This is a genomic window from Pseudomonas sp. S5D5, from assembly GCF_003013355.1.
In the GTDB taxonomy this organism is placed as follows: domain Bacteria; phylum Pseudomonadota; class Gammaproteobacteria; order Pseudomonadales; family Pseudomonadaceae; genus Aquipseudomonas; species Aquipseudomonas aylmerensis.
Window position 1 is genome coordinate 6,174,074 of sequence record NZ_PTEO01000001.1, and the last position, 26,430, is coordinate 6,200,503.

Here is a 26,430-nt window from a genome sequence, read left to right on the forward strand (position 1 = left end):
TTGGAGTGTTGTCGCATCACAGATAGCGCTCAGCCACAGGCCTGATAAACTCCCGCTCGCCCTCCTTCGTTGCGAGCTCCCACCATGCTCCACGTGTTGTTCAGCGTTTACCTGAAGATGCTGGTGCTCTACAGCCCGTTCTTCGTGCTGTCCTGCTTTATCAGCCTGACCCGTGGCTACTCCAGCAAGGAGCGCCGGCGCCTGGCCTGGAAAGTGGCTCTCGCTACCCTGGTATCGAGCGTGTTGCTCTACCTGTTCGGCCGGGTGATTTTCAGCGTGTTCGGCATCACCGTGGATGCGTTTCGCATCGGCGCCGGCAGTGTGCTGTTCATTTCCGCCTTGGGCATGGCCCAGGGCAAGTCCGCAGTGCAGACCGACAACGTGCAGCAGGATGTGACGATCGTACCGCTGACCATCCCCCTCACCGTCGGCCCCGGCACCATCGGCGCGCTGTTGGTGATGGGCGTCAGCCAGCCACACTGGGATGACAAGATCACCGCCATCCTCAGCATTGCCCTGGCCAGCCTCACGGTGGGCGTGGTGCTGTACCTGTCCAACCGGATCGAACGCATTCTCGGTGACCAGGGCTTGCAGATTGTCAGTCGGTTGATGGGGTTGTTCGTGTGCGCCTTGGCCGCGCAAATCATCTTCACCGGCGTACGCGGTTACCTGGTGCCCTAGATCCGGTATTGGGCAATTGCCAGCTGCACCTTGTCGCCGGCGCTTTCGCGCATCAACTGGATGGTTTTTTCGTTGACCACCGAGGTATTCAGCACCAGGCAGGTTTGCCCGCTGAAAGCCTCGGACGACGTACTGTCCCACTCCAGAAACGGCAGGCCCACCTGCTTGCTTACGCCACGGCTGCTGTAGGTCACCAGCACCATCATCACCTCGCCGTCGTTTTCGGCGCAGGACGCCACGCCGAAATCACCGCCCTGATGCAGCGTAGTGTTGCGCTTGAACAGCTCGAAGGAAGCGGGGTGTTGCTTCATGGCCTCTAATGCATCGGCCGCCAACTTGGGCAGCGACGCCAGCAGTGGCCCGGCCAATGAGGTCGAGGCGAGCATGGCGGCGATCAGGTTCAGCACTGCCAATTGCACGGTCAGGCCCTTGCCGGAACTTGAGACCCGCTCGAAGCTGCTGCGCACCGGCAACCAGCCCAGGCTGATCATGACCTTGATGAATTCGTCGTACCAGGCCTCGGTACCCCGGTGCATTTTCAACACATCGCTGACGTAGCTGCTGGCCAGCAGATAGCTTTTACGGATGTACTCCCGGTTGATCCCGGACAGGCCCTCGGCAAACGAAATCACACTGTTGTTGACCACGGCCGCATTGCATGGATTATTCGGGTCGAGGGGCACGGCAGGCGGCTTGCCAGGTGCCCCCGGCAACTTGTAGGCGGCAATCAACTTGCGCCTTTTGCTGCTGTTGATCCTTGCGTGATGTCGCTCCATTTTCAGTTCTCCACAAGCCCCCACATGGGGCATGTGTTCACACTAATCCAGCGGCTGCGCGGCTTGCCAGACGACAAACATCGCTTGCAAGGGCACCGCGCAAAACGCAGCCCAGCAATTACTGGGCATGCGTGCCAGCCTTCGGGTTTTCATCGATAAAAAAAGAAAAAGCCCCGAGTCACCGCAGGTAATTCCCTGGGTCACTCGGAGCTTTCTGGCAGCCGTCGAGGCGTTTTCAGCCGACGGGTTTTTCGCCGTACCAGCGCGGCGTGTAAACCCAATCACCGCCACCGGCACGGGGGAAGGTGCAGGTAGTGGACGAGCCGATCAGCACCATGGTGCGCATGTCCACCTGCTCCGGCGTGAGCTGGCCCAGGGTCGTGGTGCGCAGGGTCTGGCCGGGGCGACCGATGTCACGGCCCAGCACCACCGGCGTTTCGGGGGTGCGGTGCAGCGCAACGATTTCCAGGGCGCGCCCCAACTGCCACGGCCGCGAACGCGAGATCGGGTTGTAGAACGCCAGGGCCAGGTCGGCCTGGGACGCGAGGTCCAGGCGCTTTTCGATGATCGACCAGGGCTTGAGGTTGTCCGACAGCGACATCACGCAGAAGTCATGCCCCAACGGCGCACCCGCCTGGGCGGCGGTCGCCAGGGAGGCCGAAACGCCGGGCAGGATCTGCAGGTCAACCTGGTGCCACGCGGGGTCGCTGGACTCGTGCAACGCCTCGATCACCGCCGCCGCCATGGCGAACACACCCGGGTCGCCGGACGATACAACCACCACCGAACGGCCAAGGGCAGCCAGTTCGAAGGCGTGGCGGGCGCGCTGCATTTCTTCACGGTTGTCGGTGCAATGCTGCACCTGATCGTCACGGAACGGCCCGGCCATGCGCACATAGGTTTCATAGCCAAGCACATCGGTGCAGCGCGCAAGTTCGGCCTTCACCGCCGGCACCATCAACTCGGCGGCGCCAGGGCCGAGGCCGATGACAGCAAGGCGGCCACGCACACGACCGACCTGCGACACGTCCAGCGGCTGTTCGGCGACGCTGATAGCGATATCCGCGTCTTGCTCCACGACGGCAAAGCGCAGCGGCACGGCCAATTGCGCCGCCGCTTCGTGCAACGACACGTCGGCCATCTGCGTCTCGCTGGCCAACAGGCAGGCCAGCGATTGCACGGCGATACCCGCTTCGTGCAGCGCGCTGCGCACACGTGCCGCCAACTGCGGACCCGGTTTGCAGGTGACGCACACGGTCTTCGGATAGATCAGCAATTCATGGGCAGCCGGCACGCGCTCGGCACTGCCGACGTGAATCGCCAGGCGCGCCTGCTGATCCTGTGGCAGGTTGGCCTCATCCAGCCAGGGCGCCGCCCCCTCAATGCGCACGCTTGCGCCGGCCAGCAGGTCGGACACAAAGCGCTTGCCGAGGTCCAGGTCAGCCAACTCATAACCCGCAGGCGGGTTGAGCAGGCAGGTGCCGAAACGCAGCTCGCCACTGGTGGTGATGGCCGCGGACACCTCCAACGCACTGGCAATTTCACGGGCCATGACATTCACGCCGCCCAGGCCACCGAGCAGCGGCACTACGGCGCTGCCGTCTTCGGCTACCGCCAGCACGGCGGGCTCTTCACCTTTTTCCAGCAGCAGTGGCGCCAGGGTCCGGATCACGATACCGGCCGCGCACAGCGCGATCAGCGGCGTGCCTTGCTGGTACAACTGGCGCAGGGTCGCGCCGAATTCGCTGTAGGCCTGGTCCGCGCCTTCAACCCGTCCGGCCAGGCCGTGGATCAATGCGCCCGGGTAAACCTGCTGGATCCTGCGCGCGGTGGCCAGGCTGCCCTGGCCCAAAATGACAATCGCCGGATTCATCAACCTTGCCACCGTTCACCGGGCACGATGATCAGCGAGAAGTACGGCGAAGACATCGGCTCTACCTGATCCAGTGGCACGATTTTCTGGTTGGCCATGGTCGCGCGCTCCACATACAGCGCGCGCTCGGCCAGGCCGAGTTCTTCGAGCACCTGGCGCACCTTGGGGAAGTTGCGACCCAGCTTCATGATCACCGCCGCGTCGGCATCTGCCAGGCGGCGCTTGAGGTCATCATGGGGCAACACGCCCGAGAGCACCGACAGGCTCTGGTTGCGATACACCAGCGGGGCGCCGAGTACCGAGGCACCGCCGAGCATCGAGCACACGCCGGGAATGACCTGGGCCTCATACCGCTCGGCCAGGCGGTCGTGCAGGTACATGTAGGAGCCGTAGAAGAACGGGTCGCCTTCGCAGATCACCGCCACGTCGCGGCCGGCGTCCAGGTGCGCGGCCACGTCGAGGCTGGCAGCGTCGTAGAAGTCGCTGATGACTTGCTCGTACGACAGCGGCGCCGGGAGTATCTCGGTGGTCACCGGGTACACCAGCGGCATCAGGGTCTGCTGCGCGACCAGGTGGTCTTCGATGATGCCGAAGGCGTTGCCCTTCTTGCCTTTGGCCACGAAGTACGCCACCACCGGTGATTCACGCAGCAGGCGCAGGGCCTTGAGGGTGATCAACTCGGGGTCACCGGGGCCCACGCCCAGGCCAATCAAACGTCCGCGTACCGGCATTACTCGACCTCCGTGGCCAAGGCGTTCACCGCAGCGGCGGCCATCGCACTACCGCCCAGGCGGCCTTGCATGATCACGAACGGCACGCCACGGCTGTCGGCGGCCAGCATCGCCTTGGACTCGGCAGCGCCGACAAAACCAACCGGGAAACCAAGGATCAACGCCGGCTTCGGTGCGCCGGCGTCGAGCATTTCCAGCAGGTAGAACAAGGCGGTCGGCGCGTTGCCGATCACCACCACGCTGCCTTCCAGGTGCGGACGCCACAGTTCCAGCGCAGCCGCAGAGCGCGTGTTGCCCAGCTCGCGCGCCAACTCGGGCACGCTGTCGTCGCGCAGGGTGCAGATCACGGCATTGTTGGCCGGCAGCCGCGCGCGGGTCACGCCTTCGGAGACCATCCGCGCATCACACAGAATCGGTGCACCGGCGGCCAGTGCATCGCGGCCGGCCTTGCCCGCGCCTTCAGAGAACTGCAGGCCATCGATAGCCTCGACCATGCCGCATGCATGAATCACGCGCACCGCGAGTTTCTCCAGATCAGCCGGGATACGGTCCAATTTGGCTTCCGCGCGAATAATGGCGAAGGAGTTGCGATAGATCTCCTGACCGTCGCGGATGTAATCAATCATCGGTGTTGCTCCGTGGGCGAGCGCGCAGCAGGGCGCCCGCCGCTTCAATAGAAAGAGTGCGCGCGTGCAGCCGGCCGAAACCGGCGTGGGCTGCATCGCGAAAATACAGGTCGTAGTGGCCGGGGCTCACCGCCAGCAAGGTGACCGGCGCCGTGTGCGCGGCGGCGCAGGAACGTGGGCAACCGGACAGGTGCACGTCATGGCCGGGTTGCAAGGCGGCGAGTTGCACCGCGTGGGCCTTGGTGTCGGCCAAGGCCTTGCCGCAGCCGCTGGAGCCGGTGCAGGCAATCATGTGCGCCAGCGGTTGGTCGACCGAGCAGAGGAAACCCAGCTGCGCCAGGCGTTCGGTCACCGCGTGGGGCTTTTCGATGTTGGGCAACAGCACGCCCTGCCAAGGAGTGAAACGCAGGGTGGCGTCGCCGTACTCACTGGCGAGTTGTGCGGCGCCCTTGAGCATCGCCGCATTCAGGCGCCCCAAGGGGGCGATGGCAGCGACGTAGAACTGGTTTTTCTGCGTCTGTGGATAAGTGCCGAGATGCAGCAAGGCACCACTGGGCGGGCGCCTGAAGCCGTCGACTGGCAGCAGCGGCAGCTCCAGACGGCTCATTAAGTTATCCACAGGCAGATGGCGCATGCGCGTCTGTTCTGGCGTGGCGAGGTCCAGAAACGCATCCAGCACGGCCACCACCAGTGCATGGCCTTGCGCCAGAGGCACGGCCGCCAGCGGCGCATCCAGCCCCGGACAGCCTGCCAGGCCGAACGCCAGGAGCGTCTCGCCCTTGCGTACGAACGCCGACAGCCACAGGTCATGATGATGCTCGAGCATCGCCAGGGCCTCCCCGCCATCCAGCTGCACGGCGAACTTGGCCGACAACTCATGAAAACGCGGATGGCTTTGCAGGGTGGCCAGGATCTGGTCTGCCAATGGGCGCGTGTCGAACAGCATCTGCGGGTCGATACCCGCGCTGGGGCTGAGCATCAGGTTGCGCACATCGTCGCCGGCGGCATTGCTGGGCCCCAGGCCCGCGGCGAGCAGCAGGGCGATCAAGGCTTGCTGCTCGGCGCCGATCCCACGAATCTGCAGGTTGGCGCGGTTGGTGGCCTCGATCACCCCGCCGGCATAGGCGTGGGCCGCGTCTGCCACAGCGTTGGCCTGGGCCGCCGTGATCGAACCGCCGGCCAGTTTGATCCGGCAAATGCCGCCGTCCAGCGCCTGGACGATACGCAGCAACCCCGGACAAGCCGAGGGGCGCAAGGTATTCAGAGCAGGCGTTGGGTTCACGGGGCTACCGGTTAACGGGTCAAGGCGCGGTATTATGCCTGCTTTGTCCGGCGGCATGAAAAGCCTGCCCGTCGGATGTCGTTCAAGGAATTCATATGTCGCCCTGGCTGACGGTTGTAGGCATCGGTGAAGACGGCTTCAAGGGGCTGGGCAGGAATGCCCGGCATGCCCTGTTGCGCGCCACCCGGATTATAGGCGGCCAACGCCAGCTGGACCTGTTGCCGGTGTGTATTCGCGGCGAGCGGCAGCTGTGGCCGAGCCCGTTCTCCCTGGAGCCGGTGCTGGCACGACGTGGCGAACCGGTGTGCGTGCTGGCCAGCGGCGACCCGATGTTCTACGGCGTGGGCGCCAGTTTGGCGCGGCAGGTGGCGGCTGCCGAACTGCTGGTTTTGCCGGCGCCTTCATCGGTGTCCCTGGCGGCGGCGCGGTTGGGCTGGCCGTTGCAGGAGGTGGTGACGCTGTCCGTGGTCGCCCGGCCCTTGGCGGCGCTGAATGCGCATCTGGCGACCGGCGTGCGGTTGCTGGTGTTGAGCAATGACGGCAACAGTCCTGCATTGATTGCCGCGTCGTTGGCTGAATCCGGGTTCGGGCCCAGCCGGTTGAGCGTGTTTGAACATCTGGGCGGCGTGGATGAAAGGCGCATTGACGGGCTGGCTGGGGATTGGCAACACGCTCGCGTCGCCGATTTGAACCTGGTCGCCATCGATTGCCTGGCTTCCAGCGAAACACCACGCCTGTCACGCCTGGCGGGCCTGCCCGACTCAGCCTTCCAACACGATGGCCAACTGACCAAGCGCGATGTGCGCGCCATGACCCTCGCCCGCCTCGCGCCGATGCCCGGTGAGCTGCTCTGGGATGTGGGCGCGGGCAGCGGCTCCATCGGCATCGAATGGATGCGCGCGCACCCGAGCTGCCGTGCGCTGGCGATTGAAGCCGATGCAGGCCGCCAGGGCCTGATCGAACACAACCGCGACGCCCTCGGCGTGCCCGGCCTGCAACTGATCCGCGGCACCGCGCCGCAAGCGCTCAACGGCCTCGAAGCACCGGACGCGATCTTTATCGGCGGCGGCGTCACCCGCGACGGCGTGCTCGACATCTGCTGGCAACACCTGCGTCCTGGCGGTCGGCTGGTGGCCAACGCCGTGACCCTGCAGAGCGAAATGACCCTGATGAACTGGCGCGCGGAGCACGGCGGCGAACTGACCCGCATCCACGTGGCCCAGGCCCAGCCGTTGGGGGCGTTTGATACGTGGCGCCAGGCGCTGCCGATTACCTTGCTGGAAGTGGTCAAGCCGCGATGAAACGCATCTTGCTGTTGGGCGGCGTGACCGAAGCGCTGGCTATCGCACGGACTTTGGGGCCGGAGCATGTCTACAGTTTGGCCGGGGTTGGGCGCGTGCCCACTGACCTGACCTGCCACGTGCGTGTTGGCGGTTACGGCGGCGCTGGGGGCTTGGCCCAGTTTGTCCGGGATGAAGGCATCAGCCTGATCCTCGATGCAACCCACCCCTATGCGGCGCAGATCAGCCGCAATGCCGCCGAGGCCGCGCAGATCAGCGGCATCCCCTGCTGGGCGCTGCGACGCCCGGCGTGGCAGCCGCAGCAGGGGGATAACTGGCGTGAGGTCGCTGACTGGGCCGAGCTGATCGACGCTTTGAAACCCTTCAAGCGGCCGCTGTTCACGCTGGGTCGCGAGCCGCTGCAGCACCTCGATGAAATCCCTGCCGACCAATTCTGGACGCTACGCGCGCTCGACGTGTACCCGGGGAATGAACGTTGCGAAGTGATCGGCGCACGTGGGCCGTTTCTGCTCGAAGACGAACGCGCGTTGTTTGCACGGCGCGGGATTGATGTGTTGATCAGCAAGAACAGCGGTAGCACCGCCACCGAGCCGAAACTGGAAGTGGCGCGCGAGCGTGGCGTGCCGGTCTTGGTGTTGAAACGGCCGGTGTTGGTTGCGGTGGACCGGGAGTTCACCCGCGTAGACGCGGTTTTACAGGCACTGCATTCACTGTAGGCGCTGGCTTGCCAGCGATGACGCCCGAAAACCCGCCGCCGACCTCGATGGCCTCATCGCCGGCAAGCCGGCTCCTACAGATTGCAGCGGGCCTTCAGTTGATCGTGGCTGTCGCCTGTCCGACACCATCGTGCACACGGTCAGCGAGCAATTGCGCCAGCTCGATCAACTGCGCAACGCCAAGCAATTCCTCGCGCGGTGCGCCTTCCAGGTTGAAGGCAATGTCGCAACTCAGTGCATTGGCTGAAGCGAGTGTTTCGCTGAGATTGACCAAAAGGTCTTCAGTGCTGATTCCATCGGCCACGGTGAATAGCCGGATGGGAGGATTGGGGGTGGGTTTGATCATTGTGGAACTCCTAAGGAAATGGAGCTGCCACTGATCGCCGCGACGCGATAGGGGGTGGCAGCTGTACGCAGGTTCGCGGACCGGTCCTCAGGAAACCCGGCATACCCGAAGGTATCCCGCGTACAGCCGCCATAGCGCCGCACAGTAGACGATAAAAAAGCGCCAACTGAAAGCAGACGATGACGCTCAGTGTCCAATAGGAATCCGGGCCGCGACGCCCGTCCGCTGAGTTTTCAGCGGTGTCCGGAGACTAGAGATTGAGTGTCCTAGGGACAACCTCAAAGACCTGTCGGACGTTTCTGTGGAACGGCCTCATATTCAGACTGCGTAACGGGCTTAGGAGAATTTACCTACATACGCATCGGAACCCACTGACTACCTGAAAGCGGAATTTTTTGGCGATCATCCTCAACAGCTTGTCCACCGTCGTAAACATGAGGTTCAGCACATGAATAACAAACGGCGTGCGCAGCACCTGGCTCCACCTGCTGAAAGCGGGATTATTCAAGACATAATCGCGAATCCCGAGATCGCGCACGCGCTAAGTCTTGAGGCCGATGACCTAAAGTTGGATGAACCCGACATCGCAATACGATTAATCCAATGGCAGGAAAGAGCCCAATACCTAGCTGACAGAAAGACAACGTTCACCGACTTCGACGTCGCCGACCATCTTCACACACGAGAAGATATGGATGCTTTCCTCGAAGCCTGCATCGAAGAAGACCCAGGCGATGGCTCATTAATCAAACTGGCGCGAGACCGCGTTGCTCGCGCAACCCGTAGGCTCAACACAAAGCAATAGCCAAACACATTCCAACCTGTGGGAGCTGGCTTGCCTGCGATAGCATCACCTCGCTCCAGCTGCTGGACCGAGTCGTCTGCATCGCAGGCAAGCCAGCTCCCACAGGGTTCAGCGTCATGCAGGATTTCGCGCTTGGTCTGAAAAATTGGCAATCTGTGGTTCCGGTCTATCCTCAAGCTAGTCACTGCGACACCAAACCACACCGCCCCTTTTTACTTATCCCCCCCGATCAGGCTAAATACCCCCCTGATCGTTTAACCCTACGGATTGTCCGCCATGGCCCGTCAACGCTTTGCAATTGCCTGGATCGCCTGCCTTGCAGTGCTGTTCAATGCCTTTGCCATGCCGATGGCCAGTGCCATGCAACAATCCCAGGACCCGGTGCAGCAGTTGCTGTGGGGCAGTTTCTGTTCGTCCAACGGCGCCAGCCTGAAGACGATTGCCCTGGGCAAGCTGGAGATTCCGGCGCCGCAGCAGGACGATCACTCCACCATGCAGCATTGCTGGTGTTGCTCGGGCTCGGCGCCGTGGGTGGCGTTGCCGGGGCATGTGCCGCAGTTGTATGTCACGCGGTTCGAGGCGGTGCAGAGCCTGCCGCCGCCGGTATTGCGTAACCCTACCCCGCGCCAGCAATGGCCAAGCCTCAACCCCCGCGCCTCTCCGACGGTCTGATTTTCTTCGCAAGTGAACTGCGTTTAGAACCGTTCTGGAGAACTGCCATGCTCAAATCTTCCCTGCTTCTGGCTGCGTTGCTGCTGCCGGTGTGCGTTGCTGCCAATGCCGATGACTACAAGGCCGGCGACCTGTTGGTCAGCGATCCCTGGTCCCAGGAGTTGCCGCCGAATGCGCCGACCGTCGCGGCGTATTTCGTGATTCATAACACCGGCGAGACACCGGACCGCCTGCTCAGCGTCGACACGCCCGTGGCGGAAAAAGCCGAGTTGCACGAGCACGTGATGCAGGGCGATTTGATGAAGATGCAGCAAGTGACCAGCGTCGCGGTGCCGGCCAAGGGCGACCTGACCTTCGCGCCGATGGCGTATCACGTGATGCTGCTGGGCCTCAAGGACCGCAGCCTGCTGGCCGATGGCAAACAGTTCCCGCTGACCCTGACCTTCGAAAAAGCCGGCAAGGTCGAAGTCGAAGTGTCGGTGCAAAAAGTGCCGCCGACTGCCCCCAACGAGCATAAGCACGCCCAGTAGGCAGACACTCGATGGGCGCCCCTCGCGCCAGGTTGTCCCCCCGCCACCGCGTGATGCGCGGCAGTTGGATCAGCCTGTTCGCCATGCTGATGATCTTTATCGGTCCGCTGATTTCCCAGGCGATGCCGATGGACCATCACGTCGGCATGTCCATGGACATGCCGAGCTGCCATGGCGAGCCGCAACCGAAAAAAACCGCCGACGAACACCACGTCCTCTGGGAAAAATGCGGCTATTGCAGCCTGCTGTTCAGTTGCCCCGCGCTGCCGGGCAGCGTGTCCTACCTCAGCCTCGGTAACCCACCGCCGGCCAACGCCCTCACCCCCACCCCACGCCTGGGTCATGCCCGGCAGAGCATCTTCCCCGGCGCCCGCAGCCGCGCGCCGCCCATCGTCTCGTAGGCACCGAGCACCGTTACTTCACCCCGGCCGACTTTAGACAGACAGCCGCAGGCTGCTGGCCGTGTTGTTTACGATTGATTGATGGAATTTGTCATGTCCAGGTTTTCTGCTGACACCCGTATGGGATGTACCCCTGTGCTCGCCGTTTTATGCGGCGCACTCCTGGCGCCACAGGCCCAGGCCGACGAGCATGAACTGAGCCCCACCGTGATCACCGCGATTGCGCCCAGCTCGCCGCTGACCGTGGTCACCAACCCCAAGGACCCTCGCCAGCCGGTGCCCGCCAGCGACGGCGGCGACTACCTCAAGACCATCCCCGGCTTCGCCCTGGTGCGCAACGGCGGCACCAATGGCGACCCGGTGCTGCGCGGCATGTTCGGCTCGCGCCTGAATATCCTCACCAACGGCAGCATGATGCTCGGCGCCTGCCCGGGTCGGATGGATGCGCCGACCTCCTACATTTCGCCGGAAACCTACGACAAACTCACCGTGATCAAGGGCCCGCAAACCGTGCTGTGGGGCCCCGGCGCATCAGCCGGCACCGTGTTGTTCGAGCGCGAGCCGGAGCAGTTCGGCGCGCTCGGTACACGCCTCAACGCGAGTGTACTGGCCGGCTCCAACGGGCGCTTCGACAAAGTCATTGATGCGGCGGCCGGCGGGCCCCTCGGCTATGTGCGGGTGATCGGCAACCAGGCGCATGCCGACGACTACAAGGACGGCAATCACGACACCGTCGCCTCGCGCTACGACAAGTGGAATGGCGACGTAGCGGTCGGCTTCACCCCGGACGCCGACACCCTGCTGGAACTCACCGCCGGTCGCGGCGATGGCGAAGCGCGCTACGCCGGACGCGGCATGGACGGTTCGCAATTCCTGCGCGAAAGCCTGGGGCTGCGCTTCGAGAAGTCCAACATCGGCGCCGTGCTGGACAAGGTCGAGGCCCAGGTCTACTACAACTATGCCGACCATGTGATGGACAACTACAGCCTGCGCGTGCCCTCGGGCACCGGGATGATGGCCGGGCCCATGGCCGCCAACGTCGACCGCCGCACCCTCGGTGCGCGGGTCAAGGCCACCTGGCGCTGGGCCGATGTGCAACTGATCGGCGGCCTGGATGCGCAGACCAACGAGCATCGCCAGCGCAGCAGCATGGGTATCGATACCTACAAGGATTTGCCCAAGGTCAAGGACGCCAACTTCCACAACTACGGCGCATTCGGCGAACTGACCTGGTACGCCGCCGACCGCGACCGCCTGATCACCGGGGCGCGCCTGGACCGCGCCTCAGCCAAGGATTTCCGGCAAACCCTCGATGCGGGCATGATGCCCAGCCCCAACCCGACCGCCGACAAATCCCGCGCCGACACTTTGCCGTCAGGTTTCGTGCGCTTTGAACACGACCTGGCAGACAGCCCGACCACCGTCTACGCAGGCCTGGGCCATGCCGAGCGCTTTGCCGATTACTGGGAACTGTTTTCCCCGGACAACGGCCCGGCCGGTTCAGTCAACGCCTTCGACAGCATAAAGCCGGAGAAGACCACCCAACTCGACGTCGGCGCCCAATACAAAACCGCCGACCTCGAAGCCTGGGCCTCGGGATACATCGGCCAGGTCCGCGATTTCATCTTGTTCGACTACCAGCCAGGAATGATGGGCATCACCTCCCAGGCACGCAATGTGGACGCGCGGATCATGGGCGGTGAACTCGGCGCGGCCTACAAGCTGACTCGCCAGTGGAAGGCCGACGCGACCCTGGCCTACGCCTGGGGCAAGAACAGCAGCGACGGCAAGGCCCTGCCGCAAATGCCGCCCCTGGATGCGCGCCTGGGCCTCACTTACAGCGAGGATGACTGGAGCGCCGGTGCCCTGTGGCGCGTGGTTGCGGCGCAGAACCGTATCGACCGGAACAAGGGCAATGTGGTCGGCAAGGACTTCGACAAGAGCGCAGGTTTCGGCGTGTTCTCGCTGAACGCCGCGTACCGCATCAATAAAAACTTCAAGGTCAGTACCGGCGTCGACAACCTGTTTGGCAAGGCCTACGCCGAGCATCTGAACCTGGCGGGCAACGCCGGCTTCGGCTACCCCGCCAACGACCCGCAAGCCATCAAGGAACCGGGGCGCACGCTCTGGACCAAGGTGGACATGAGCTTCTGACGCACACCCTGCAGGAGCCGGCCTGCCGGCGCCTGCAGGTCCTGCGTTTACACCCAATAAATAACGAGCCTGTGCGGAGCACCTGATGACCACTCAAAAGATATCCTTCTACAACCTGGCCTGGCGCTGGCATTTCTATGCCGGCCTGTTTGTCGCCCCCTTCATGGTGTTGCTGGCGCTGACCGGCATCATCTACCTGTTCAAACCCCAGCTCGACCCGCTGATGTACGGCGACCTGCTCAAGGTCCAGAGCGCCGAGCACGCGTTGAGCGCAGACGAGCAACTGCAACGCGCCCAGGCCGCTTTCCCCCAGGGCAAGATCAGCAAGTACCTGCCCCCGGCCGACGCCACCAGCAGCGCACAATTCGTGATGCGCGACGGTGGGCGTGAAGTCACGGTGTTCGTCGATCCCTATCGCGGCACCGTGCTAGGCGAACAGGATGCAAAAAACAACCTGCAAGCCATCGCCCGCGCGCTGCATGGCGAGTTGATGATCGGCACCGTCGGTGATCGCCTGGTGGAACTCGCTGCCGGCTGGGGCGTGATGCTGGTGGTGTCGGGCCTGTACCTGTGGTGGCCGCGTGGCAAGTCATCGGCCGGGGTGCTGTGGCCGCGTTTCAATAGCCGTGGCCGCGTGTTCTGGCGTGACCTGCATGCAGTCGCGGGCTTCTGGGGCGCGGCGTTTTTGCTGGTGATGCTGCTCAGCGGCATGACCTGGACCGGCTTCTGGGGCAAGCAATACGCCGACCTGTGGAACACGTTCCCGGCAGCCATGTGGAACAACGTGCCGCAGTCCGACCAGCAGGCGCGGGTGCTCAACACCGCCAGCCAGCAGACCGTGCCCTGGGCCATGGAAAACACGCCGATGCCGATGTCCGGCGACCATGCCGAACACATGAATCACGCCGGCCAGCACTCAGGCCCTGCCGCGCCGACCCTGCGCCTGCAACAGGTGGTTGACCTCGCCAACGCGCGCCAGGTCGAGCCCGGCTACAGCATTACTTTTCCTACTACCGCCGAGGGTGTGTTCACCGTCGCGGTATTCGCCAACGACCCGCGCAACGACGCCACCCTGCATGTGGACCAGTACACCGGCAAGGTCCTGGCCGATGTGCGCTGGGACCACTACAACGGCGTGGCGCGGGCCACCGAAACCGGGGTGATGCTGCACGAAGGCAAGATGTTCGGCTGGATCAACCAATTGGTGGTCCTGCTGATCTGCCTGATGATCCTGCTCAGCGCCGTGAGCGGCGTGGTGATCTGGTGGAAGCGCAGGCCCGCGGGCGGCCTGGGGGTTCCGCCGTTACGCCATGACCTGCCGAAGTGGAAAACCGCGATGGTCATCATGCTCGGGCTGGCGATTGTTTTCCCGTTGGTGGGCGCGTCGTTGATCGTCGTGTGGGTGCTGGATCGCCTGGTGCTGTCGCGGCTGTTCGCCCCACATGAATCCGCCTCAGGTTCGGCATGAATTAGGCGAGATGCCCAACTTAGAGGCGTTATGTAGTCTTACGCGGGCTTTCGCCCACGACGCAGAAAGTGTTAACTTATAACACTTACTGCATACCCCGGCTCGCCGTCCCCTACGGCGAGCACCGCCTCGAAGAAGCGATTTTCCGTCTGATGAACAAGTACCTTGCGTCCGGCCTGTGCCTGCTCGCCCTGCACACCAGCGCCCAGGCCCTGACCCTGCCCGCCAGCCCCGTCACCGCGCCTGCGGTGGATGACGAACGCGTCGACCTGAACACGCCGACCACCGCCGGCTCCCGCCTGAACCTCACGGCCCTGCAAACCCCGGGCAGCGTCGAGAGCCAGACCGGCACGCAGATCCGCGAACGCGGCGACGCCAGCGTGCAGGACGCGATTTCCCGCGCCACCGGCATCAGCCGCACCGGCTCGCCGGGCGACGGCGGCACGTCGCTCTCGGCCCGTGGCTTTACCGGCCAGGGTTCGGTGATGCAGCTGTATGACGGCAACCGCATGTACATGGGCATGGGGACCTCGACCTTCCCGGTGGACACCTGGTCGGTGGAGCGCGTGGACGTTTTGCGCGGCCCGGCTTCGGTGCTGTACGGCGAAGGTGCCACCGGTGCGGTGGTCAACACCGTGCCGAAAAAGCCCTTCAGCGGCGAGATCGAAAACCATATCCGCCTCGGCTACGGCTCCTACGATCGCCAGCAGGAAGCCCTGGACAGCGGCGGCTCGCTGACCGACACCCTGAGCTACCGTTTGAACCTCAATCGCCTGCGCAGCAACGGTTTCATCGATCGTGGCGACTCGAGCAGCGACTTCGTCAGCGGTGCGCTGCGCTGGCAGGCGGCAGACAACCTGAGCTTTACCCTGGCCAGCGACTACGGCGACCAGCGCCCGCAAAACTACTTCGGCACCCCGCTGATCAACGGCCAATTGCACAAGGGCCTGCGCGACAAGAACTACAACGTCAGCAACGACATCCAGCACTACAACGACCAGTGGACGCGCCTGACCAGCGAATGGCAGATCAACGACCATGTCAGCGCCACCAACGAGCTGTACTACCTGAAGAACCAGCGTCGCTGGCAGAACGCCGAGAACTACAACTTCACCGACGGCCAACTCACCCGCAGCGGCAACTTCGGCATCAAGCACAACCAGGAACAGGTCGGTGATCGCCAGACCTTCACCTTCAAGCACACCCTGTTCGGCCTCGACAGCCAGACCGTGACCGGCGTGGAGTACAACCGCATCCGCTTCCGCCTGGCCAGCAACACCCCGTTTGAAGACACCTTCAACGGTGGCCAACCTATCGACGTGAACCACCCGGCGCCTGGACAGTTCGCCAGTAACTCCCCGTTCAAACCGGTGTTCGCCACCACCACCAAGACCGTCGCCGGCTTCGCTGAAAACCGCCTGCAACTCACCGATCAACTGTCGCTGGTCACCGGCATCCGCCGTGACTACGCGCACATTGATCGCGATGATTTGCGCGACGGCAGCCAGAACGACAAGACTCTCACCGGCAACAATTGGAAGGCCGGCCTGGTGTATGCGATCACCCCGGACACGTCGGTCTACGGCCAGTACGCCACCAGCACCGACGGCGTCGGCGGCTTGATTTCCCTGAGCAAGCGCCAGCAGCAGTTCGACCTGTCGACGGCCAAGCAAAGCGAGATCGGCATCAAGCAAACCTTCTGGGACCAACGCGGTGAATGGACGCTGGCCGCCTACCATATCGTCAAGAAAAAACTGCTCACCGACGTGCCGGGCGACCCGGACCAACAGCAGCAAGTCGGCCAGCAATCGTCCAATGGCCTGGAAGCCAGCCTCGACCTGCAACTGCCGAACGCTTGGCAACTGCAAGCCAATGCCGCCTTCGTGCGGGCGCAGTACGACGACTTCAAGCAGGACGTCGACGGCGTACAGGTATCGCGCGACGGCAACCGCCCGGTGGACGTACCGCGCCGCACCGCCAACCTGTGGCTGAGCAAGGCCGTGACCGACGATATCCGCGCCGGCGCCGGTGTGCGCTATGTCGATGCGCGGTATGCCGACATGGCCAACCAGAACGAGTTGCCGAGCTACACCGTGGTCGACGCCAGCGTCTCGTGGAAAGCACTGCGCAACACCACCCTGGGCCTGCAGTTGAACAACCTGTTCGACCGCACCTACGCCGTCAGCCAGTACAACGACGGCCAACAGTGGATCCTCGGTGAACCGCGCTCGTTCTTCGTCACGGCGGACTACACCTTTTAGCGAAACCCTATGTGGGAGCTGGCTTGCCTGCGAGGGTGGCGGTTCAGGCAGTGCATCTGGACCAGACAAACTGCTATAGCCGGCAAGCCAGCCCCCACCGTTCAATTGTGTTGATCCAGAGAGTAACGATGACTTCACTCACCCTCGCCCAGCTTGGCTGGACCCCACCGGGTCACGACCGCTGCCATCACCGGTTCCAACTGCGTGACGCCAGCCTGCAGGTCGGTGCGGGGGAATTTGTCGGGCTGATCGGGCCCAACGGCAGCGGCAAGACCAGCCTGTTGCGCTGCGCCTACCGGTTCACCCAACCGGAACACGGTGAAGTGCGGCTCGACCATCGGAACGTGTGGAAGCAAAGCGCCAAGTGGTGCGCGCAACGTATTGCCGTGGTGTTGCAGGAGTTTCCGGATGCCTTCGGCCTGCGCGTGGATGAAGTGGTCGCCATGGGCCGCACACCCCACAAGGGTTTGTTTGACAGCGACACGCCGCAGGACCAGCAACTGGTGCAACAGGCGCTGGCGTCGGTGGGCATGCAGGGCTTTGACGACCACGCGTTCGGCACGCTGTCGGGCGGTGAAAAACAGCGCGTCATCCTGGCCCGTGCATTGGCCCAGCAACCGCAACTGCTGATCCTCGACGAGCCGACCAACCACCTCGACCCGCGCTACCAGCTTGAGCTTTTAAGGCTGGTCAAACGCCTGAACATCGGCACCCTGGCCAGCATCCACGACCTTAACCTGGCCGCCGCCTTTTGCGACCGCCTCTATGTGATCGACCACGGGCGCATTGTCGCCAGTGGCACGCCCCACCAAGTACTCACCGCCGAGTTGCTGCGCGACGTGTTCGGCGTCGAGGCGCTGATCGACACCCATCCCTTGTCCGGCTACCCCCGAATCACCTGGATAACTCAACCATGATCCTGCGCTCCCTGCTGTCTCTCGCCCTGCTGCTCGGCACGGCTCAAGCGTTCGCCGAAGCGACCCATTACCCGGTGACCATCAAGAGTTGCAACCGCGACGTGACCTTCCAGGAAGCGCCGCAGCATGCGGTGAGCCACGACATCAACATGACCCAGATGATGCTCGCCCTGGGCCTCAAGCCACGCATGGCCGGCTACAGCGGTGTGACAGGATGGAAGTCGGTCAGCGCGCAAATGGCCCAGACCCTCGATGGCCTGCCGGAGCTGGCTAGCAAGTATCCCTCGGTGGAAACCCTGCTCAACGCCAATGTGGATTTCTTCTTCGCCGGCTGGGACTACGGCATGCGCGTGGGCGGCGACCTCACGCCGCAAACCCTGCAGCCCTTGGGCATCAACGTGTATGAGCTGACCGAGTCGTGCGCTTTTGTCATGAAGCGCCCGGCCGCGACCCTGGACGACACCTACAATGACCTGCGCAACCTGGGCAAGATCTTCGACGTGCAGGACCGAGCCAACGCCCTGATCGCCCAGATGCAGGCGCAGGTCGCCGAGGTGCGCAAGGACCTGCCCGCCGACACACCCCGCGTGTTCCTCTATGACAGCGGCGAAGACCGCGCCATGACCTCCGGCCGCCTGGGCATGCCCCAGGCACTGATCGAGGCTGCCGGCGGGCGCAATATCCTCGACGACGTCGACGCCAGCTGGACGCGCATCAACTGGGAGACCGTGGTCGAGCGCAACCCGCAGGTCATCGTGATCGTCGACTACAGCGAAGTCACCGCCGACCAGAAGCAGGCCTTCCTGCTCAATAACCCGGCACTGCAGGCGGTGGATGCGATCAAGAACCAGCGTTTTATCGTGATCCCTTACGTGCAGGCCACGCCCGGCATCGATAACGTGCTGGCCGTCGAAACCCTGGCCAAGGGGTTCCACGGCGAATGATCACCCGTCGCTACGCCTTGCTGCTCGCCACCCTCGGGGCGGTGTTGCTGGTGTCCTGCGTGCTCTCCCTGGGTTTCGGCCCGGCGCGGGTGCCGGTGGACGTGGTGTGGCGCGTCTTGTTGTACAAGGCCTTCGGACTCGGCGAGGTCAACTGGCCGGTCGGGCAGGAGCACATCGTCTGGCTGATCCGGGTGCCGCGCATGTTGCTCGGGGCGCTGGTGGGCGCCGGCCTGGCGTTGATCGGCGCGGTATTGCAGGCCGTCACCCGCAACCCGCTGGCGGATCCGCACCTGCTGGGCGTCACCTCCGGCGCCACGCTCGGCGCGGTGATCGTGGTGCTGCATGTCGGCGAAATCATCGGCCTGCTGACCTTGCCCATCGCCGCATTTATCGGTGCGTTGGTGAGCATGCTGGTGGTGCTGGCCGTGGCCAGTCGCAATGGCCGGCTGGAGAGTGATCGCCTGTTGCTGTGCGGTGTGGCGGTGTCGTTCGTGATGATGGCGACGGCCAACCTGCTGCTGTTCATGGGCGACCATCGCGCCGCGTCGGCGGTGATGTTCTGGATGCTCGGCGGCCTCGGCCTGGCGCGTTGGGAACTGCTGATGGTGCCTGCCGCCGTGGTGGTGCTGGGGCTGATGCTGCTGGTGGGCATGGCGCGGCCGCTGAATGCGCTGATGGCCGGCGAACAGACCGCCGTGACCCTTGGCCTGAACGCCCGCAACGTGCGTCTGCGGGTATTCCTGATCGCCTCATTGATGACCGGCGTGCTGGTGTCGGTGAGCGGCTCCATCGGTTTTGTCGGGCTGATGGTGCCGCACATCGCCCGGCGCCTGGTAGGCGCCGAGCACCGCCGGTTGCTGCCGGTCTGCGCCTTGCTGGGCAGCCTGTTCCTGGTGTGGGTGGATGTGGCCGCGCGCACCCTGATCGCTCCGCAAGACCTGCCTATCGGCATTGCCACGGCGGCGATCGGCGGGCTGTTCTTTATAGGCCTGATGCGCAAGCGCTAGGCCTCAAGACGCAGCCCTGTCGCGACAGCGGCCTGCAACTCATCGCGGTCAGCCTCAAGAGGGGCGCCGCTTGGTTATCAAGGCGCCTTTGCCTCCCGGCACTCTTTAGGCGCATCACCTGCACCGCCACCGCCTGGTCGCTCGTTTTTGGTGCGCACAACCCTCCAGCTGCAGGTATGCCCCCGCAAAACCGGGCGGTGCGTCATCGGGCACAGCCTTTGCTAGTACCGTTTTAACGTTCATATCTGGCCCTCAGAAAAAATCCAACGTTTACGGAGATCGCACCATGAAGCGTCGCAGCTTGATCAAGGCTTTCACCCTGTCGGCATCCATTGCCGCCATGGGCCTGACCTGGACCGTGCAGGCCGCCGAGACCATCAAGGTCGGCATCCTGCATTCGCTGTCCGGGACCATGGCCATCTCCGAAACGTCGCTCAAGGACATGGCGCTGATGACCATCGACGAGATCAACGCCAAGGGCGGGGTGAACGGCAAGATGCTTGAGCCGGTGGTCGTCGACCCCGCCTCCAACTGGCCGCTGTTCGCCGAGAAAGGCCGTCAGCTGCTGACCCAGGACAAGGTCGCCGTGGTGTTCGGCTGCTGGACCTCGGTGTCGCGCAAATCGGTGTTGCCGGTGTTCGAAGAGCTCAATGGCCTGCTGTTCTACCCGGTGCAATATGAGGGTGAGGAGATGTCGCCCAACGTGTTCTACACCGGTGCAGCGCCGAACCAGCAAGCGATCCCGGCGGTGGAATACCTGATGAGCGAAGAAGGCGGCAGCGCCAAGCGTTTCTTCCTGCTCGGCACCGATTACGTGTACCCACGCACCACCAACAAGATCCTGCGCTCGTTCCTGCATTCCAAAGGTGTAGCGGACAAAGACATCGAAGAGGTCTACACCCCGTTCGGCCACGCCGACTACCAGACCATCGTCGCCAACATCAAGAAGTTCTCCGCCGGCGGCAAGACGGCGGTGATCTCCACCGTGAATGGCGACTCCAACGTGCCTTTCTACAAAGAACTGGCCAACCAGGGCCTGAAGGCCACCGACGTACCGGTGGTGGCGTTCTCGGTGGGTGAAGAAGAGCTGCGCGGCATCGACACCAAGCCGCTGGTGGGCAACCTCGCGGCCTGGAACTACTTCCAGTCGGTGGAGAACCCGGTGAACACCAAATTCGTCGCCGACTGGAAGGCCTACGCCAAGAAACACAACCTGCCGGGCGCGGACAAAGCCGTGACCAACGACCCGATGGAAGCCACCTACGTGGGCATCCATATGTGGGCGCAGGCCGTCGAGAAAGCCAAGTCCACCGATGTCGACAAAGTGCGTGAAGCGCTGGCCGGCCAGACCTTCGCCGCGCCGTCGGGCTTCACCCTGACCATGGACAAGACCAATCACCACCTGCACAAGCCGGTGATGATCGGCGAGATCCAGGCGGACGGGCAGTTCTCGGTGGTCTGGCAGACCCAGGAGCCGATCCGCGCGCAACCGTGGAGCCCGTACATTCCTGGCAATGACAAAAAGCCGGATTACGCCGTCAAGAGCAACTAAGCCCGACTCGGTCTAAATGTGGGAGCGGGCTTGCTCGCGAAAGCGCTGGATCAGCTCCGGATGCGTCGACTGACACAGTGCATTCGCGAGCAAGCCCGCTCCCACACTGTCCGCGCATGATCAGGACACTTTGGTATGCCCACTGCCCTTTACCGCTTCATCCTCGCCGCCCTGCTGTTGCTGCCGCTGGCCGCACACGCAGGCGATGCCGAAGACTTCCTGGCCGCCAACCCGACCCAGCAAGCCAAGCTGCTGCAGGACTGGGCTGCCCAGCCAAATCCAGCCCGCATCGAACTGGTCGACGCCCTGCAACAAGGCCAACTCACGGTCAACGGTGAAACCAGGACCGTACGCCTGAACAACCGCCTGCGCGGTTTGATCGACAACGTGCAAGCCAGCCAGCAACTGCTCGCCGCCGACCCTAAGGTGCGCCTGGCCGCAGCACAAACCCTGCAAAAAACCGCTGTGCCTGCGCAGCTCAAATTCCTCGACCAGCAAGTCGCCGCCGAGACCAATGAGGACGTCCACACCGCCCTCAGCCTGGCGCTGGCCAACCTGCAACTGGTCGACACCGACCCGCTGGTGCGCCTCGCTGCGGTGCGTCTGCTCGGCAGCACCGGCGATCCGCTGGCGCGCACCCGTCTCGAAGCACTGCTGGCGCCGGGCGTGGAAACCGACGCCGCCGTGCACACCGCTGCCGAAACCAGCCTGGCCCAGGTCAAACGCAAACTGATGCTTGGCGAGATCCTCGGCCAGGCCTTCAGCGGCATGTCCCTGGGGTCGATCCTGCTCCTCGCGGCCCTGGGCCTGGCGATCACGTTCGGCCTGCTCGGTGTGATCAACATGGCCCACGGCGAGATGCTGATGCTCGGCGCCTACTCGACCTATGTGGTGCAATTGCTGATGCAGCGCTACGTGCCCGCGGCCATCGAGTTCTACCCGTTGATCGCCTTGCCGGTGGCGTTCTTCGTCACCGCCGCGATCGGCATGGCGCTGGAGCGTACGGTGATTCGCCATCTGTACGGCCGGCCGCTGGAAACCCTGCTCGCCACCTGGGGCATCAGCCTGATGCTGATCCAGTTGGTGCGCCTGGTGTTTGGCGCGCAGAACGTCGAAGTCTCCAATCCCGCGTGGCTGTCCGGCGGGATCCAGGTGCTGCCCAACCTGGTGCTGCCGTACAACCGCATCGTGATCATCGCCTTCGCGCTGTTTGTGGTGGTGCTGACCTGGCTGCTGCTGAACAAGACGCGCCTGGGCCTCAACGTGCGCGCCGTCACCCAGAACCGCAACATGGCTGCCTGCTGTGGCGTGCCCACCGGACGCGTGGACATGCTCGCGTTTGGCCTTGGCTCCGGCATCGCCGGCCTGGGCGGCGTGGCGCTGAGCCAGATCGGCAACGTCGGCCCGGACCTGGGCCAGAGCTACATCATCGACTCGTTCCTGGTGGTGGTACTCGGCGGCGTCGGCCAGTTGGCCGGTAGCGTGATGGCGGCCTTCGGCCTGGGGATCGCCAACAAGATTCTCGAACCGCAGATCGGTGCCGTGCTCGGCAAGATCCTGATCCTCGCGCTGATCATTCTGTTTATCCAGAAACGCCCGCAGGGACTCTTCGCACTGAAAGGACGGGTGATCGACTGATGAACCAGCCATTGATGCTCACGGCCACGCAAAAGGCCGGCCCCACCGTCACGATTGCAGTGGGCGCGCTGATCCTTGTGGTACTGCTCGCGCTGCCGCTGCTGTCGTTGTTGCCGCCGGACAGTGCGCTGCATGTGTCCGCCTACACCCTGACACTGGTCGGCAAGATCCTCTGCTATGCCATCGTCGCGCTCGCGCTGGACCTGGTGTGGGGCTACGCGGGGATGCTCTCGCTCGGCCACGGCCTGTTCTTCGCCCTCGGCGGTTATGCGATGGGCATGTACCTGATGCGCCAGGCCAGCGGCGATGAGTTGCCGGCGTTCATGACCTTCCTGTCGTGGACCGAACTGCCCTGGTATTGGGTTGGCACCGAGCACTTCCTGTGGGCCCTGTGCCTGGTGGTACTGGCGCCGGGCGTGCTGGCGCTGGTGTTCGGTTTCTTCGCCTTCCGCTCGCGGATCAAGGGTGTGTATTTCTCGATCATGACCCAGGCCCTGACCTTCGCCGGGATGCTGTTGTTCTTTCGCAACGAGACGGGCTTTGGCGGCAACAACGGCTTCACCAATTTTCGCAGCATTCTCGGTTTCGGCATCACCGAACCGGGCACGCGCGCGGTGTTGTTCGTGGCCACGGTCCTGCTGCTGGTGGCGAGCCTGCTCATCGGCTGGCGGCTGGCGCGCAGCAAGTTCGGCCGGGTACTGACCGCCCTGCGTGACGCCGAGAACCGCCTGATGTTCTGCGGCTACGACCCGCGCGGCTTCAAGCTGTTCGTGTGGGTGCTGAGCGCGGTGTTGTGCGGTTTGGCCGGGGCGTTGTATGTGCCGCAAGTGGGCATCATCAACCCCAGCGAAATGTCGCCGACCAACTCCATCGAAGCCGCCGTGTGGGTGGCCCTGGGCGGGCGCGGCACGCTGATCGGGCCGTTGCTCGGCGCCGGCGTGGTCAATGGCATGAAGAGCTGGTTCACCGTGGCCTTCCCGGAGTACTGGCTGTTCTTCCTCGGCGCGCTGTTCATCATCGTCACCCTGTACCTGCCCAAGGGCGTGATCGGGCTGCTGAAAAAATGAGGAACGTCATGCTCGAACCTATTCTCGATGCGGGCAGCGGCCGCGATGCCATCGGCCTTGGCCAGGCCGCCGGCACCGGCCTGAACACCCGCCACGGCACGATCCTGACCCTGGAAGACATCAGCGTCAGCTTCGACGGTTTCAAGGCCCTCAACGCCTTGAACCTGTACATCGGTGTCGGTGAATTGCGCTGCATCATCGGCCCCAACGGCGCCGGCAAGACCACGCTGATGGACGTGATCACCGGCAAGACCCGTCCCAGCCACGGCAAGGCCTGGTTCGGCGAGACCCTGGACCTGACCAGCATGAGCGAAGTGCAGATTGCCCAGGCCGGCATTGGCCGCAAGTTCCAGAAACCCACGGTGTTCGAAGCCCTCAGCGTGTTTGAAAATCTCGAGCTGGCGCAGAAGACCGACAAGTCGGTATGGGCCAGCCTGCGCGCGCGCCTGAGTGGCGAGCAGAAAGACCGTATCGATGAAGTGCTCGACACTATTCACCTGACCGCGTCAGTGGATCGCCCGGCGGGTTTGCTGTCCCACGGGCAAAAGCAGTTCCTGGAAATCGGCATGCTGCTGATGCAGGACCCGCAGCTGTTGCTGCTCGACGAACCGGTGGCGGGTATGACCGACGCCGAAACTGAATTCACCGCCGAACTGTTCAAACGCCTGGCGGGCAAGCACTCGTTGATGGTGGTGGAGCACGACATGGGCTTCGTCGGTTCGATTGCCGACCACGTGACCGTGTTGCACCAGGGCAGCGTGCTGGCGGAAGGATCGCTGGAACAAGTGCAGGAAAATGAACGGGTGATCGAGGTGTACCTGGGCCGCTGAAAAATCGGCGGCAGACACACTGTTGTAGTGAGCAGGCTTGCCCTGCGTTGGGTTGCGAAGCGGCCCCAATAAGAGCGCCGCGTTACGCCAGGCACACTGCATCGCCTGGGTTTAGGGCTGCTGCGCAGCCCAACGCAGGGCAAGCCTGCTCACCACAGAAGCCAGGTACCTGAGCGCCAGGCTCCTGCGCACCAGGTACATGCACGCTAGGCAGCTGCACGATTTGAGGAGTTTTGAACATGCTGCACGTCGACAAGCTGCACCCGTACTCCGGCGGTATGCACACCAACACCTTTGTGGTGAGCAGGCTTGCCCTGCGTTGGGCTGCGAAGCGGCCCCAATAAGAGCGCCGCGTTTCGCCAGGCACACTGCATCGCCTGGGTTTGGGGCTGCTAAGCAGCCCAACGCAGGGCAAGCCTGCTCACCACAGAAGCCAGGTACCTGAACGCCAGGCACCTGCGCACTAGGTACATGCACGCCAGGCACTTGCGCACTAGGTACATGCACGCCAGGCACTTGCCACCAGGCTCCTGCATGCCAGGTACCTGCACGATTTGAGGAGTTTTGAACATGCTGCACGTCGACAAGCTGCACCCGTACTACGGCGGTATGCACACCAACACCTTTGTGGTGAGCAGGCTTGCCCTGCGTTGGGCTGCGAAGCGGCCCCAATAAGAGCGCCGCGTTACGCCAGGCACACTGCATCGCCTGGGTTTGGGGCTGCTAAGCAGCCCAACGCAGGGCAAGCCTGCTCACCACAGAAGCCAGGTACCTGAACGCCAGGCACCTGCGCACTAGGTACATGCACGCCAGGCACTTGCCACCAGGCTCCTGCATGCCAGGTACCTGCACGATTTGAGGAGTTTTGAACATGCTGCACGTCGACAAGCTGCACCCGTACTACGGCGGTATGCACACCAACACCTTTGTGGTGAGCAGGCTTGCCCTGCGTTGGGCTGCGAAGCGGCCCCAATAAGAGCGCCGCGTTACGCCAGGCACACTGCATCGCCTGGGTTTAGGGCTGCTGCGCAGCCCAACGCAGGGCAAGCCTGCTCACCACAGATGCCAGGTACCTGCACGCCAGGCACTTGCCACCAGGCTCCTGCATGCCAGGCACCTGCACGATTTGAGGAGATTTTGAACATGCTGCAAGTCGACAAGCTGCATCAGTATTACGGCGGTAGCCACATCCTGCGCGGTCTCTCCTTTGATGTGAAGATCGGCGAGGTCACCTGCCTGCTCGGCCGTAACGGCGTGGGCAAGACCACCTTGCTCAAATGCCTGATGGGCCTGCTGCCGGCCAAGGAGGGCGCGGTGAATTGGGAAGGCAAACCCATCACCGGGTTCAAGCCGCACCAGCGTGTGCACGCCGGGATCGCCTACGTGCCGCAGGGTCGGGAGATTTTCGGGCGGCTGACGGTGGAAGAAAACCTGCTGATGGGCTTGTCGCGGTTTCCCGGTGCCGAGGCCAAGGAAGTGCCGGCCTTTATCTACGAACTGTTCCCGGTGTTGCTGGAAATGAAGCACCGGCGCGGCGGTGACCTGTCCGGCGGCCAGCAGCAACAGTTGGCGATTGGCCGCGCCCTGGCCAGCCGTCCGCGCCTGCTGATCCTCGATGAACCCACCGAAGGCATCCAGCCGTCGGTGATCAAGGAGATCGGTGCAGTGATCAAGAAACTGGCCGCACGCGGCGATATGGCCATCCTGCTGGTGGAGCAGTTCTACGACTTTGCCGCCGAGCTGGCCGACCAGTACCTGGTGATGTCGCGGGGTGAAATCGTCCAGCAGGGCCGTGGCGAAAATATGGAGCGTGAAGGTGTACGCGGCCTGGTTACCATCTAATCTGTAGCGT

General features: G+C 63.5%; 24 protein-coding genes. 18 read left to right on the forward strand and 6 right to left on the reverse strand.

The window, feature by feature from the left end:
• Positions 1-84 precede the first annotated feature (84 nt).
• Entirely contained in the window at positions 85-681 is a 597-nt protein-coding gene (locus C9990_RS28250; protein ID WP_003217330.1) for a MarC family protein, read from the forward strand.
• Here C9990_RS28250 and C9990_RS28255 read toward each other — a convergent pair.
• The 5 genes from C9990_RS28255 to cobG form a co-directional block, all read right to left on the reverse strand.
• On the reverse strand, positions 678-1,457 hold the full coding sequence (locus C9990_RS28255) for a hypothetical protein (RefSeq protein ID WP_065900265.1): 780 nt from the start codon (positions 1,455-1,457) through the stop codon (positions 678-680). The genes C9990_RS28250 and C9990_RS28255 overlap by 4 nt on opposite strands.
• Before the next feature lie 235 nt (positions 1,458-1,692).
• Entirely contained in the window at positions 1,693-3,330 is a 1,638-nt protein-coding gene (gene cobJ / locus C9990_RS28260) for a precorrin-3B C(17)-methyltransferase (protein ID WP_106805279.1), read from the reverse strand.
• Positions 3,330-4,061 (reverse strand): precorrin-2 C(20)-methyltransferase, encoded by a 732-nt coding sequence (locus C9990_RS28265; protein ID WP_065900262.1) that lies wholly within the window; start codon positions 4,059-4,061, stop codon positions 3,330-3,332. Before C9990_RS28265 ends, cobJ begins: the two co-directional genes overlap by 1 nt.
• Positions 4,061-4,687: a precorrin-8X methylmutase gene (locus tag C9990_RS28270; RefSeq protein WP_016972527.1), complete on the reverse strand. Its 627-nt coding sequence runs from the start codon at positions 4,685-4,687 to the stop codon at positions 4,061-4,063. The genes C9990_RS28265 and C9990_RS28270 overlap by 1 nt, the downstream gene beginning before the upstream one ends.
• Entirely contained in the window at positions 4,680-6,026 is a 1,347-nt protein-coding gene (cobG, locus tag C9990_RS28275) for a precorrin-3B synthase (RefSeq protein WP_106805280.1), read from the reverse strand. The genes C9990_RS28270 and cobG overlap by 8 nt, the downstream gene beginning before the upstream one ends.
• Positions 6,027-6,064: 38 nt before the next feature.
• On the opposite strand from cobG, the gene cbiE reads away from it, so the two are divergent.
• Positions 6,065-7,270: a precorrin-6y C5,15-methyltransferase (decarboxylating) subunit CbiE gene (cbiE, locus tag C9990_RS28280; protein ID WP_106805281.1), complete on the forward strand. Its 1,206-nt coding sequence runs from the start codon at positions 6,065-6,067 to the stop codon at positions 7,268-7,270.
• Positions 7,267-7,986, forward strand: coding sequence for a cobalt-precorrin-6A reductase (locus tag C9990_RS28285; protein ID WP_106805282.1), 720 nt, complete (start codon positions 7,267-7,269; stop codon positions 7,984-7,986). Before cbiE ends, C9990_RS28285 begins: the two co-directional genes overlap by 4 nt.
• A 94-nt stretch (positions 7,987-8,080) precedes the next feature.
• Here the strand turns inward: C9990_RS28285 and C9990_RS28290 are convergent, their stop codons facing one another.
• Positions 8,081-8,332, reverse strand: a complete 252-nt coding sequence (locus C9990_RS28290; protein WP_065900255.1) for a DUF6124 family protein — start codon at positions 8,330-8,332, stop codon at positions 8,081-8,083.
• A gap of 448 nt (positions 8,333-8,780) precedes the next feature.
• Here C9990_RS28290 and C9990_RS32370 point away from each other — a divergent pair, with 448 nt between their 5' ends.
• The 15 genes from C9990_RS32370 to urtE all read left to right on the forward strand — a co-directional run bounded on the left by C9990_RS32370 (position 8,781) and on the right by urtE (position 26,420).
• Positions 8,781-9,137, forward strand: coding sequence for a DNA-binding protein (locus tag C9990_RS32370; RefSeq protein WP_157955104.1), 357 nt, complete (start codon positions 8,781-8,783; stop codon positions 9,135-9,137).
• 276 nt (positions 9,138-9,413) lie between these two features.
• A complete protein-coding gene (locus tag C9990_RS28310) occupies positions 9,414-9,809 on the forward strand; it encodes a DUF2946 domain-containing protein (protein WP_065900253.1) in 396 nt (131 codons plus the stop codon).
• Positions 9,810-9,856: 47 nt separating this feature from the next.
• The gene (locus C9990_RS28315; RefSeq protein ID WP_106805286.1) at positions 9,857-10,339 is read left to right on the forward strand and encodes a copper chaperone PCu(A)C; all 483 of its coding nucleotides are present in this window, start codon (positions 9,857-9,859) and stop codon (positions 10,337-10,339) included.
• An 11-nt stretch (positions 10,340-10,350) separates the two neighbouring features.
• Complete coding sequence (locus tag C9990_RS28320; RefSeq protein WP_106805287.1) at positions 10,351-10,740, forward strand: DUF2946 domain-containing protein; 390 nt, start codon at positions 10,351-10,353, stop codon at positions 10,738-10,740.
• 93 nt (positions 10,741-10,833) lie between these two features.
• Complete coding sequence (locus tag C9990_RS28325; RefSeq protein WP_106805288.1) at positions 10,834-12,894, forward strand: TonB-dependent copper receptor; 2,061 nt, start codon at positions 10,834-10,836, stop codon at positions 12,892-12,894.
• Positions 12,895-12,979: 85 nt separating this feature from the next.
• Positions 12,980-14,362, forward strand: coding sequence for a PepSY domain-containing protein (locus C9990_RS28330; protein WP_106805289.1), 1,383 nt, complete (start codon positions 12,980-12,982; stop codon positions 14,360-14,362).
• Between the two features lie 152 nt (positions 14,363-14,514).
• Complete coding sequence (locus C9990_RS28335; protein ID WP_106805290.1) at positions 14,515-16,623, forward strand: TonB-dependent siderophore receptor; 2,109 nt, start codon at positions 14,515-14,517, stop codon at positions 16,621-16,623.
• Positions 16,624-16,751: 128 nt separating this feature from the next.
• Complete coding sequence (locus C9990_RS28340) at positions 16,752-17,540, forward strand: ABC transporter ATP-binding protein (RefSeq protein WP_065900242.1); 789 nt, start codon at positions 16,752-16,754, stop codon at positions 17,538-17,540.
• Positions 17,537-18,484, forward strand: coding sequence for an ABC transporter substrate-binding protein (locus C9990_RS28345; protein ID WP_106805291.1), 948 nt, complete (start codon positions 17,537-17,539; stop codon positions 18,482-18,484). Before C9990_RS28340 ends, C9990_RS28345 begins: the two co-directional genes overlap by 4 nt.
• Positions 18,481-19,491: an iron ABC transporter permease gene (locus C9990_RS28350; RefSeq protein WP_106805292.1), complete on the forward strand. Its 1,011-nt coding sequence runs from the start codon at positions 18,481-18,483 to the stop codon at positions 19,489-19,491. The genes C9990_RS28345 and C9990_RS28350 overlap by 4 nt, the downstream gene beginning before the upstream one ends.
• Before the next feature lie 286 nt (positions 19,492-19,777).
• Positions 19,778-21,043: an urea ABC transporter substrate-binding protein gene (urtA, locus tag C9990_RS28355; protein ID WP_065900237.1), complete on the forward strand. Its 1,266-nt coding sequence runs from the start codon at positions 19,778-19,780 to the stop codon at positions 21,041-21,043.
• A 135-nt stretch (positions 21,044-21,178) separates the two neighbouring features.
• A complete protein-coding gene (gene urtB, locus C9990_RS28360) occupies positions 21,179-22,681 on the forward strand; it encodes an urea ABC transporter permease subunit UrtB (RefSeq protein ID WP_065900236.1) in 1,503 nt (500 codons plus the stop codon).
• Positions 22,681-23,748, forward strand: coding sequence for an urea ABC transporter permease subunit UrtC (gene urtC, locus C9990_RS28365; RefSeq protein WP_106805293.1), 1,068 nt, complete (start codon positions 22,681-22,683; stop codon positions 23,746-23,748). Before urtB ends, urtC begins: the two co-directional genes overlap by 1 nt.
• A complete protein-coding gene (gene urtD, locus C9990_RS28370) occupies positions 23,745-24,578 on the forward strand; it encodes an urea ABC transporter ATP-binding protein UrtD (RefSeq protein ID WP_177410359.1) in 834 nt (277 codons plus the stop codon). Before urtC ends, urtD begins: the two co-directional genes overlap by 4 nt.
• A 1,143-nt stretch (positions 24,579-25,721) precedes the next feature.
• Complete coding sequence (gene urtE, locus C9990_RS28375; RefSeq protein WP_106805295.1) at positions 25,722-26,420, forward strand: urea ABC transporter ATP-binding subunit UrtE; 699 nt, start codon at positions 25,722-25,724, stop codon at positions 26,418-26,420.
• Positions 26,421-26,430 lie beyond the last annotated feature (10 nt).

What these genes read in the sequence shown, in the direction of transcription:
- C9990_RS28340 (WP_065900242.1), top strand. Translation starts at nt 16,752, where the DNA reads ATGACTTCACTCACCCTCGCCCAGCTTGGCTGGACCCCACCGGGTCAC.
- cbiE (WP_106805281.1), top strand. Translation starts at nt 6,065, where the DNA reads ATGTCGCCCTGGCTGACGGTTGTAGGCATCGGTGAAGACGGCTTCAAG.
- C9990_RS28255 (WP_065900265.1), bottom strand. Translation starts at nt 1,457, where the DNA reads ATGGAGCGACATCACGCAAGGATCAACAGCAGCAAAAGGCGCAAGTTG.
- C9990_RS28310 (WP_065900253.1), top strand. Translation starts at nt 9,414, where the DNA reads ATGGCCCGTCAACGCTTTGCAATTGCCTGGATCGCCTGCCTTGCAGTG.
- urtB (WP_065900236.1), top strand. Translation starts at nt 21,179, where the DNA reads ATGCCCACTGCCCTTTACCGCTTCATCCTCGCCGCCCTGCTGTTGCTG.
- C9990_RS28350 (WP_106805292.1), top strand. Translation starts at nt 18,481, where the DNA reads ATGATCACCCGTCGCTACGCCTTGCTGCTCGCCACCCTCGGGGCGGTG.
- C9990_RS28270 (WP_016972527.1), bottom strand. Translation starts at nt 4,687, where the DNA reads ATGATTGATTACATCCGCGACGGTCAGGAGATCTATCGCAACTCCTTC.
- C9990_RS28335 (WP_106805290.1), top strand. Translation starts at nt 14,515, where the DNA reads ATGAACAAGTACCTTGCGTCCGGCCTGTGCCTGCTCGCCCTGCACACC.
- urtC (WP_106805293.1), top strand. Translation starts at nt 22,681, where the DNA reads ATGAACCAGCCATTGATGCTCACGGCCACGCAAAAGGCCGGCCCCACC.
- C9990_RS28345 (WP_106805291.1), top strand. Translation starts at nt 17,537, where the DNA reads ATGATCCTGCGCTCCCTGCTGTCTCTCGCCCTGCTGCTCGGCACGGCT.
- cobJ (WP_106805279.1), bottom strand. Translation starts at nt 3,330, where the DNA reads ATGAATCCGGCGATTGTCATTTTGGGCCAGGGCAGCCTGGCCACCGCG.
- C9990_RS28285 (WP_106805282.1), top strand. Translation starts at nt 7,267, where the DNA reads ATGAAACGCATCTTGCTGTTGGGCGGCGTGACCGAAGCGCTGGCTATC.
- cobG (WP_106805280.1), bottom strand. Translation starts at nt 6,026, where the DNA reads ATGCCGCCGGACAAAGCAGGCATAATACCGCGCCTTGACCCGTTAACC.
- urtE (WP_106805295.1), top strand. Translation starts at nt 25,722, where the DNA reads ATGCTGCAAGTCGACAAGCTGCATCAGTATTACGGCGGTAGCCACATC.
- C9990_RS28315 (WP_106805286.1), top strand. Translation starts at nt 9,857, where the DNA reads ATGCTCAAATCTTCCCTGCTTCTGGCTGCGTTGCTGCTGCCGGTGTGC.
- urtD (WP_177410359.1), top strand. Translation starts at nt 23,745, where the DNA reads ATGAGGAACGTCATGCTCGAACCTATTCTCGATGCGGGCAGCGGCCGC.
- urtA (WP_065900237.1), top strand. Translation starts at nt 19,778, where the DNA reads ATGAAGCGTCGCAGCTTGATCAAGGCTTTCACCCTGTCGGCATCCATT.
- C9990_RS28325 (WP_106805288.1), top strand. Translation starts at nt 10,834, where the DNA reads ATGTCCAGGTTTTCTGCTGACACCCGTATGGGATGTACCCCTGTGCTC.
- C9990_RS28250 (WP_003217330.1), top strand. Translation starts at nt 85, where the DNA reads ATGCTCCACGTGTTGTTCAGCGTTTACCTGAAGATGCTGGTGCTCTAC.
- C9990_RS32370 (WP_157955104.1), top strand. Translation starts at nt 8,781, where the DNA reads ATGAATAACAAACGGCGTGCGCAGCACCTGGCTCCACCTGCTGAAAGC.
- C9990_RS28290 (WP_065900255.1), bottom strand. Translation starts at nt 8,332, where the DNA reads ATGATCAAACCCACCCCCAATCCTCCCATCCGGCTATTCACCGTGGCC.
- C9990_RS28330 (WP_106805289.1), top strand. Translation starts at nt 12,980, where the DNA reads ATGACCACTCAAAAGATATCCTTCTACAACCTGGCCTGGCGCTGGCAT.
- C9990_RS28320 (WP_106805287.1), top strand. Translation starts at nt 10,351, where the DNA reads ATGGGCGCCCCTCGCGCCAGGTTGTCCCCCCGCCACCGCGTGATGCGC.
- C9990_RS28265 (WP_065900262.1), bottom strand. Translation starts at nt 4,061, where the DNA reads ATGCCGGTACGCGGACGTTTGATTGGCCTGGGCGTGGGCCCCGGTGAC.